The organism is Streptomyces sp. NPDC057445, assembly GCF_042802855.1.
Classification (GTDB): Bacteria; Actinomycetota; Actinomycetes; order Streptomycetales; family Streptomycetaceae; genus Streptomyces.
In genome coordinates this window covers 35,722-44,470 of the sequence record NZ_JBHVDH010000035.1, presented here as the reverse complement: position 1 = coordinate 44,470, position 8,749 = coordinate 35,722, and the positions used below count along the sequence as shown (strand labels likewise).

Genomic DNA, 8,749 nt, shown 5'->3' with positions numbered 1-8,749 from the left:
CGCCGGGCCCTGTCGAGGGCCCGGCGCCACTGTCGTACCGGGTGAAGCTACTTCTCCTGCTGCTTGCGCCAGCGGATTCCGGCCTCCAGGAAGCCGTCGATCTCGCCGTCCAGCACCGACTGCGGGTTGCCGACCTCGAACTCCGTCCGCAGGTCCTTGACCATCTGGTACGGGTGGAGGACGTACGAACGCATCTGGTTGCCCCAGGAGTTGCCGCCGTCGCCCTTGAGGGCGTCCATCTTGGCCTGCTCCTCCTGGCGGCGGCGCTCGAGGAGCTTCGCCTGGAGGACGTTCATCGCGCTCGCCTTGTTCTGGATCTGGGAGCGCTCGTTCTGGCAGGAGACCACGATGCCGGTCGGGATGTGGGTGATGCGGACCGCGGAGTCCGTCGTGTTGACACCCTGGCCGCCCGGGCCGGACGCGCGGTAGACGTCCACGCGCAGCTCGGTCTCGTCGATCTCGACGTGGTCGGACTGCTCGACGACCGGGAGGACCTCGACGCCCGCGAAGGACGTCTGGCGGCGGCCCTGGTTGTCGAAGGGGGAGATACGGACGAGGCGGTGCGTGCCCTGCTCGACCGAGAGGGTGCCGTAGGCGTACGGCGCCTTGATCACGAAGGTGGTCGACTTGATGCCGGCCTCTTCCGCGTACGACGTCTCGTAGATCTCGGTGCCGTAGTTGTGCCGCTCGGCCCAGCGCATGTACATGCGCTGCAGCTGCTCGGCGAAGTCGGCGGCGTCGACGCCACCGGCCTCGGCCCGGATGTTGACGAGCGCCTCGCGCTCGTCGTACTCGCCGGAGAGGAGGGTGCGGACCTCCATCTCGTCCAGCGCCTTCCGGACGGACTCCAGCTCGGCCTCGGCCTCCAGACGCGTGTCCGGGTCGTCCTCGGCCTCGGCGAGCTCGAACAGGACCTCGAGGTCGTCGATCCGCCCGCGCAGCGCCTCAGCCTTGCGGACCTCGGCCTGCAGGTGCGAGAGCTTGCTGGTGATCTTCTGCGCCGCATCGGGGTCGTCCCACAGGGACGGCGCCGCCGCCTGCTCCTCGAGCACGGCGATATCTGCCCTCAGCCTGTCCAGGTCGAGGACGGCCTCGATCGACCCCATGGTCGAGGAGAGGGACTTCAGCTCTTCGGATACATCGACGACTGCCACGGGTCCAGCGTAACGGCTGGCCGAGGCATACAGTCCCGCCCGTCCACGCCCGGGATCCGCCGGGGCCCGATCCTGAGGCCGGGCCCTACGGCTGTGAGGGGGCCGACTGCTTGGAGTCCTGAGGCGGTACGCCCTCGTCGTCACCGGCCGTGGCCAGCCAGCCGCCCACCCCGGCCGCGGCCGCCAGGGCGAGGCCCGCCACACCGAGCGTGATCCGGCGCCTGCGCACCGCTTCCGCCTTGTGGCGGGCGGAGCCGGGACGGCGCTGGCCCGGGGTGCGGGGGGCGCGGGCCGTGCCGCGGGCGCCGCCCGCGAGCTCGTCGGGGCCGGGAACGCGCATGGAGGTGTGGGTGTCCCGGTTGGAGTCGGTGGCCGAGCCTGGCACGAGCGGGACGGCGGCCCTGCGGGGCGAGCTGGGCAGGGTCGCGTGGTCGTGCTCCTCGTAGGCCTCGGACGCGGGCTCCGCGTCCGGCTCGTCCACCTCGAGCGGGGGCATGCCGCGCAGCAGCGCCAGCAGGTCGTGGAGGCGGGCGGCGAGCTCGGAGGCGCGGAGCCGGGACGCGGGCGCCTTGGCCAGGCACTGGACGATCAGCTGCCACAGCTCGTCCGGGATACCGGGCAGGGGGACGACGGTCTCGGTCACATGGCGGCGCAGGACCGCGCCGGGGTGGCCGCCGCCGAAGGGGGTGAACCCGGCGAGCAGCTCGTAGAGGACCGTGGCCAGGGCGTAGATGTCGACGGCGGCGCGTGGCGGCAGGCCCTCGACGATCTCCGGGGCCAGATAGTCCGGCGTCCCGATGATCTTGGTGGCCTTGGTGCGGCGCGGGGTGTCGATCAGCTTGGCGACGCCGAAGTCGGTGAGCAGTGCGGGGTGTGCGCCGCCGGGGCCGAGGGGGCCCTCCATGTCGAGCAGGATGTTCTCCGGCTTGACGTCGCGGTGCACTACTCCGGCGGCGTGGGCCGCGGAGAGGCCCTCGGCGACATCGGCGATGATCGCGACCGCGGCCTCGGGGGCGAGCCGGCGCTCGCGGTCGAGGCGGGTGCGCAGATCGGTGCCGCGGACCAGGTCCATCACCAGGGCGAGGTCGTTGCCGTCCACGACCAGGTCACGGACGCCGACGACCCGGGGGTGGTCGAGTCCGAGCAGGGCGGTGCGCTCCTGGACGAAGCGCCCGACGAGCTCCTGGTCGGACGCGAGGTCCTCGCGCAACAACTTGATGGCGACAGGCCCCTCGGGCCCCTCGCCGAGCCACACCGTGCCGGCGCTGCCCCTCCCGAGGATCTGGTGGGCGGTGTACCGGCTGCCGATATTCCGTGCCAAGACTGCTCCCTCAGCGGCTGGCGTTGCCCATAAAGTACGCGGCCGTCGGGGGGTTGAGTGCCCCGGATGGCGCCAACCGTCACTTCTGCGGGGCTATTTCCCCCGCAGAAGTCGACATAGCGACAGGGCGATCGCTCATTGCAGGGCGCTCGTCGGCTACTGGCCGGTGCCCGTACCTGTGCCCGTGCCGGTCCCCGCGTCCGAGGCGAAGAGCTCCTCGACGAACTTCGTCGCGCTCGTGATCCCGTCGCCGATGACGTCCCAGTAGCTCCTCCCCTGGGCGACCCAGTCCTGAAGGAACAACTCCCAGGCCAGCCAGCCAGCGCCGACCAGGATCAGCACCATGAACAGGCAGCCCTTGAGGCAGCCGAGGCCAGGGATCCGCATCGGGTTGGCGCTGCGCTGGCGGGGCTGGCGCGGCGGGCGCGGGGCGGGCTGCTGCGGCGGCGGTTGCGGGGGCGCGTACTGCTGCCGCTGCGGGGGCTGCGGGGCGTACTGCTGCGGCGGCGGCGCGTACTGCTGCCGGCGCTGCGGCTGCGGCTGCTGCGGGCGCTGCTGAGGCCGCTGCTGGTGCTGCGGGGCGGGCTGGGGCGCCGGCCGGCGCTGCGGGCGGCGGCGCAGGGGGTCCTGGCCGGGGTCCAGGTACTGGACCTGGGTCTGCTCGTTGCGGTCCCGGGCCGCCTGGAGCTGGGACTGCCAGGGGTGAGGATCGTCGGGCCCGGGACGCGGCGGTCCGTCCGGGCGCGGAGGCACGGGCGGCATGACGGCGGTCGGGTCGGCGGCGGCGCCGCGCGGCAGCACGCTCGTCGGGTCCGCGGCACCCGCGTGGCCGCCGGTCTGCGGCATCACGCTGGTCGCGGCGTTCGGGTCGTACGAGGACGACGCGTTCGCCGACAGCACCTGGGTGGGGTCGGCCGCGCCCGGCATGCCCGGGACGGTCGCCGGTGACGGGTCGGGCGCGAGCAGTGCGCCGACGCCCTCTGCGGCCTCGATCTGGGCGGGCGTGGAGTGGATGCCGACCCCGGCGGCCACGGTGCGCAGGCCGCGGGCGAGGTTCTCGGCGCTCGGCCGCTCGCCCGGCTCCTTGCGCAGGCAGCGCTCTATCACCGTCCACAGCGGACCGGGGACGGTGGACGGGCGGCGGGGCTCCTCGCTGAGGTGCCGGTGCAGCACCTCCAGGGCCGTGCCGCCCGCGAACGGCGGACGGCCGGTGACCAGCTCGTACAGAAGGATTCCGGCGCCGTAGATGTCGACGGCAGACGTCTGCGGGCGGCCCTCGGCGGACTCCGGGGCCACGTAAGCGGGGGTGCCGACGAACTCGTGCGTGCGGGTCAGGCCCGGGGAGTCCGCGAGGCGCGCGATACCGAAGTCGGTGAGCATCGGGTGCATCTCGCCGGCGCGCTCGGCGAGCAGGACGTTCGCGGGCTTGAGGTCGCGGTGGACCACGCCGTCGGCGTGGCTGGCGGCGAGCGCGTCCGCGATCTGGGCCGTGAGGAGAGAGGCCGCGACGGGTGTGAACGGGCCGTTGTCCCGGAGGTAGCGGTGCAGGTCAGGACCGTCGACGAGGTCCATCACCAGGGCGAGCAGATCGCCCTCGACGACCAGGTCGCGGGTGCGGACGATGTTCGGGTGGGTCAGGCGGAGCAGGACGGAGCGCTCACGCAGGAAGCGCATCACCACGTCCGCGTCGTTCGCCAGCTCCTCCTTGAGGACCTTGATCGCGACGGTCTCGCCCGGCTGGCCGGGGACGGCTGCCTCGGCACCGGCGGTCTCCCGCTGGCGGGCTCGCCAGACGGTGCCCGTGGCACCGCGGCCGAGCGGTTCCTCGAGCAGGTACTTGCTGCCTACCGGCCGCACGTCATGTGCTCCCTGCTGATCGTGGTACAGGTGGTTCCGGGCGGTGCCCGGGGTGGGTCCCTCCACAGGTCCCCGGTTCATGTATGGACCCGACCGGGTGTCCGACCCACTGTAGTGCCGCCGATCGGGTCACCGGCGTGTGCAGTGGACATGGTCGGTGGGCCCCTAAGACGCGGCTGAGGGGCGGATGGTTGCCGGCCAGCCGTGTCGAGGACGGCAGAGGCGATCCCAACCAGGCATTTTTACGTCCAGAGCCGACCAATCAAGATCACTTGAGGGTGGGTGGCGGGCGTGTTGTCGGTGGCAGGTGCGAGGATGCCCCCAGCACGGATGTGTTGGGGCGGGGAGAGTCCTGCGCGGCCGTGCCGACCTGCCGGGTGGGGGGAATCACAGGGCGGCTCCCCTGCCGGGCACCCCGCGCAGAAGGGACCTCTGACGGCGATGCAGATCCGGCTGACCGTGCTCGCGCCGCGCAGCGGCCAGTCCACGCAGTCCGCGTCCGGCGCCGCGGGGCGTGTGCGCGACGTACTGGTCACGGCCCCGGCCGGTACGGCACTCGCGGCGGTGGCCTCCGGGCTCGCCGCGGCCGTGTCGGGGCCGGACGCCGCCGGGACGGTCGTGCTGTACGCGGGGCGCGAGCGGCTGGACGCCCAGCGGTGCGCGCTGGGCGAGCCCCCGCTGGTGGACGGCGCGGTGCTGTCGCTCCAGGTCCCCTCTGACGACGACGGCCACGGCGAGGCCACGTCGCAGGCGCAGCTCCATGTGGTCGCGGGGCCCGACGCGGGCGGTGTCCATCTGCTGCACGGCGGCCAGATCCGCATCGGACGCGCGGCCGATGCGGACGTGCCGCTCGACGACCCCGATGTCTCGCGGCTCCACTGCGCGGTGACCGTCACGGACGACGGCCTGGTCACGGTCGCGGACCTCGGCTCCACGAACGGCACCACCCTGGACGGCACGGAAGTCGGCCCCCGGCCGGTCCGCCTCCACCCGGGCGCGCTCCTCCGCCTCGGCGAGTCCACCCTGCGACTGGCTCCGCCGGTGGCTCCGGCCCGGCTGGCGACCACCCCTGACGGCGAGGGGCATCTGCGGGTGCGCAGCGCCCCCGCACCGGACCCGGCGGGCACGGCGGACCATGCTCGCGGTCAGGCGGCGGACGAGCCGGATGCCGGCCCGTACGGCCACGAGGACGGACGCACGGCCCCGGGCGGCCGGGCGGTTCCCTCGTGGGCCCGGGATGACGACGGGCTGACGGCCGCCGACCGGCGAGTCCGGGGAAACGTGACAGGGCGCGCTGCGGAAGCCTCCGGCGGCGCGGAAGGGCGCGCGGCGGCGGCCACGGATGGGCAGGGCAGCGACCACGGGACGTACGGCCGAGGCGTCCATGGGCCCGACCGGCGGACGCCCGGCCCGGGCGCGGCAGACCGGCGGGCGGGACAGGGACGCGAGGCGGCCGGGTACGCGGCCGACGGCACGGCGCCCGACGCAGCCGGCCCCGGGGCGTCCGGTGGCACGGACCGCTCGTCGGGGGCGGACCGGCAGATGACCGGCCGAGGTCGGGCCGGCCGGGATGCCTCCGACGAATCCGAGGCACAGCGTTCGGGCGCCGGCCGGGCGCCCACGAGCTTCGGCGGACGCGGCGCCGGAGCCGCGCGACGCGACGATGCGCTCCGCCCGCCCGGCGACGGGGCGGGCGGAAGCCTCACCGGCGGCACCGATGCCACGGATGCCACGTACGGCGGTGGCCGACCGGCGGGCAGGGGCGAACGGACGCACCGGGGCCTCGCCGGTGACACCGACGCGGTGCACGGCGACACCGTCCGGGCAGGCATAGGCAGCGAGGACCTCGCGGCGAGCGGCCCAGGAGCCACGCACGGCGGAGCTCTTCGCGGAGCCCTTCGCGAGGCGGGCGACGGTACGGGCCGCGGGGCCGAGGACGGTGAGCCTGCGCTCGGGCACGACGAGGCGCAGCGCCGCCGCGTACGTGGCGAGACGGGATCGCGCAGGCGCGGCATAGGTGCCTGGGCGCGGCGGCTTGCCGGAGGGCGGGGGGACGCCGTCCACGAGGACACGACGGAGCACGGGGAGCCCGTGGTGCCGGCCGCGGCGCCCCTCGTCGAGACGTGGCCGGACCCGGCCGCCGTGCTGCTCACCGCACTCGGGCCCGGGCCGCGGCTCTGGGAGCGAGGTCCCGGGCACCCGGAAGAGCTCGTCGTCCGGCTCGGGACCGCGGACCGCGCGGACACCCCCTCCGTGCCCGTCACCGTCGGCCTGCGCGAGGCCGGATCGCTCGGTCTCGCCGGACCGCGGTCCCGGCTCACCGGACTCGCCAGATCCGTTCTGGCGCAGCTCGCCGCGCTGCACTCGCCCACCGGTCTGGAGATCGTGCTGATCAGCACGGACCGCGCCAGGCCCCTGGACGAGCGCAGGCGCGACTGGGGCTGGCTCGGCTGGCTGCCGCATCTTCGGCCCGCTCACGGGCAGGACTGCCGGCTTCTCATGGCGTACGACCGGGACCAGGCGACCGCCCGGGCTGCCGAGCTGACCCGGCGACTGGACGACAGCCCGCTCGGCCCCGGCTGGCCGAGCGCCGACCGCCGGGACGTCGAGGCAGCGGCCGCGCGCCACACGGGACCGCGCACGGTGCTGGTCATGGACGGCGACCCGGGCTCCGCGGCGCTGCGCGAGACCACCGCGCGACTGGCCGAGGCGGGCGCGGCCGGGGGCATCCATGTCGTCTGTCTGGCAGAGACCCCTGCGGCCTCGCCGCTCTCCCCGGTCGCGGCGACGTACGAGGAGGCGTGCGCGGCGTCGCTCGCGTTCCGCGAGTGCGGGGCCGTCGCGCTGCTGAGCGGCGATGTGGCGACGGCTCTGCGGCTGCTGCGCACGGTCGCGGGGCAGCCCGCCGGTCACGGCACGGTCGCCGCGGTGGACGCGGTCTCCACGGCCTGGGCCGAGCGGTTCGGCCGGGCGCTCGCGCCGCTGCGCGCGGCGGACACGGACGGCGCCGGTGCAGGCCCAGGGGGCCGGTCGGTGGCCGCGCCCCTGCCCCGGTCGGCACGACTGCTGGACGAGCTGGGGCTGGCCCGTGCCACGCCCGCGTCACTGATGACCCGTTGGGCCTCCGCCTCTGACGGCACGGCGGTGCTCGGCGCCGGTCCGCGCGGTCCGCTCGGTGTGGACCTGAGCACGGACGGTCCTCATCTGCTGATAGAGGGGCCGGCGGGCAGTGGCCGTACGGAACTGCTCCGCGCGGTCGCCGCGTCGCTGGCCGCGGCCGGACGGCCGGACCGGCTCGGTCTGCTGCTGGTCGACGGCGCGGGCGGCGAGCGGGGCGAGGGCCTGGCGGCCTGTACGGAACTCCCGCATGTCACCGAGCATCTGGTGGCGTCGGACCCGGTCCGGATGCGTGAGTTCGCGCAGGCCCTCGGGGCGGAGCTGAAGCGTCGGGCCGAGCTGCTGGGACAGGAGAGCTTCACCGAGTGGCATACGCGCCGTGAGGTCTCGGAGCGGCTGGTGGGTCAGCGCTCGCCGAGCCCGGCGGAGTCGCGTGCCGATGCTCGTACGGATACGGGCGGCGAGTCACGTGGTGAGGCGCGGGGGGATTCACGAGGTGAGGCACGGGGCGAGACCCGTGGCGACCTCGACTCACTCCCCAGCGGCACCCTCAGGCTCCGCCCCGCCGGTGGGCGTACGAAGGTGGAAGCACCGCACCCGCTGCCCAGGCTCGTCGTGCTCGTCGACGACTACGACGCCCTGGTCGCCCCCGCGCTCGGCAGCCCAGGACGCCCCGCGGCCGGCTCCGTCGTACGGGCGCTGGAGGCCGTGGCCAGGGACGGCGAGCGGCTCGGCGTCCACCTGGTCGCGACGTCCGCCAGGCCCGACCGGACGGCGGACACGGAACTGGCGCACAGCTCCCGGTTGCGCGTGGTGCTCGACGCGCCTCCCGCGTCTCCCGGCCCGGACGACCCGGCCCCGGGACGCGGCCGTCTCGGACATCCGGACGGGCGCGTGACGCCGTTCCAGACGGGCCGGGTGACCGGCCGCATCCCGCGAACAGCAACGCTGCGGCCCACGGTCGTGGAGCTGGAGTGGGAGCGGATGGGTGACCCGCCCGCCCGCCGCCCCGTCCGCGAACTGGGCAACGGCCCCACCGATCTGGCCCTGCTGGCCAGCGCCCTCGACCGCGCGGCCCGCTCGGTCGACGCCGTGCCCCTGCCGCCCCTGACGCCGTCGCGTTCCTGACGCCGTACCCCGCAGGTCTCTGCCACCACTCCCCCAAGAGCTGACCACACGTCACGAGCCGATCACGATCGGTGCGTTGACAGCGAGGGCGCTATTGCCTCCCCCGTGCGCCGGGCGTAGACCTGACGACACGGGACGGAAGCGGTGCTGCCTGCGTCACGGCCGCCGCGCC

General features: G+C 74.7%; 4 protein-coding genes. 1 reads left to right on the top strand and 3 read right to left on the bottom strand.

Annotated elements, in window-relative coordinates; genetic code table 11:
• Positions 1 to 47: 47 nt before the first annotated feature.
• The 3 genes from prfB to ACFU5O_RS35890 all read right to left on the bottom strand — a co-directional run bounded on the left by prfB (position 48) and on the right by ACFU5O_RS35890 (position 4,332).
• A complete protein-coding gene (prfB, locus tag ACFU5O_RS35900) occupies positions 48 to 1,154 on the bottom strand; it encodes a peptide chain release factor 2 (protein WP_384246843.1) in 1,107 nt (368 codons plus the stop codon).
• A gap of 85 nt (positions 1,155 to 1,239) precedes the next feature.
• Positions 1,240 to 2,475, bottom strand: coding sequence for a serine/threonine-protein kinase (locus tag ACFU5O_RS35895; protein ID WP_384246840.1), 1,236 nt, complete (start codon positions 2,473 to 2,475; stop codon positions 1,240 to 1,242).
• Positions 2,476 to 2,631: 156 nt separating this feature from the next.
• On the bottom strand, positions 2,632 to 4,332 hold the full coding sequence (locus tag ACFU5O_RS35890) for a serine/threonine-protein kinase (protein ID WP_384246845.1): 1,701 nt from the start codon (positions 4,330 to 4,332) through the stop codon (positions 2,632 to 2,634).
• Between the two features lie 441 nt (positions 4,333 to 4,773).
• Between ACFU5O_RS35890 and ACFU5O_RS35885 the strand changes: the two genes are divergently transcribed.
• Positions 4,774 to 8,577 carry an FHA domain-containing protein gene (locus ACFU5O_RS35885; RefSeq protein WP_384246838.1) on the top strand — a complete coding sequence of 1,268 codons (3,804 nt, stop codon included), beginning with the start codon at positions 4,774 to 4,776 and terminating at the stop codon, positions 8,575 to 8,577.
• Positions 8,578 to 8,749: the final 172 nt, after the last annotated feature.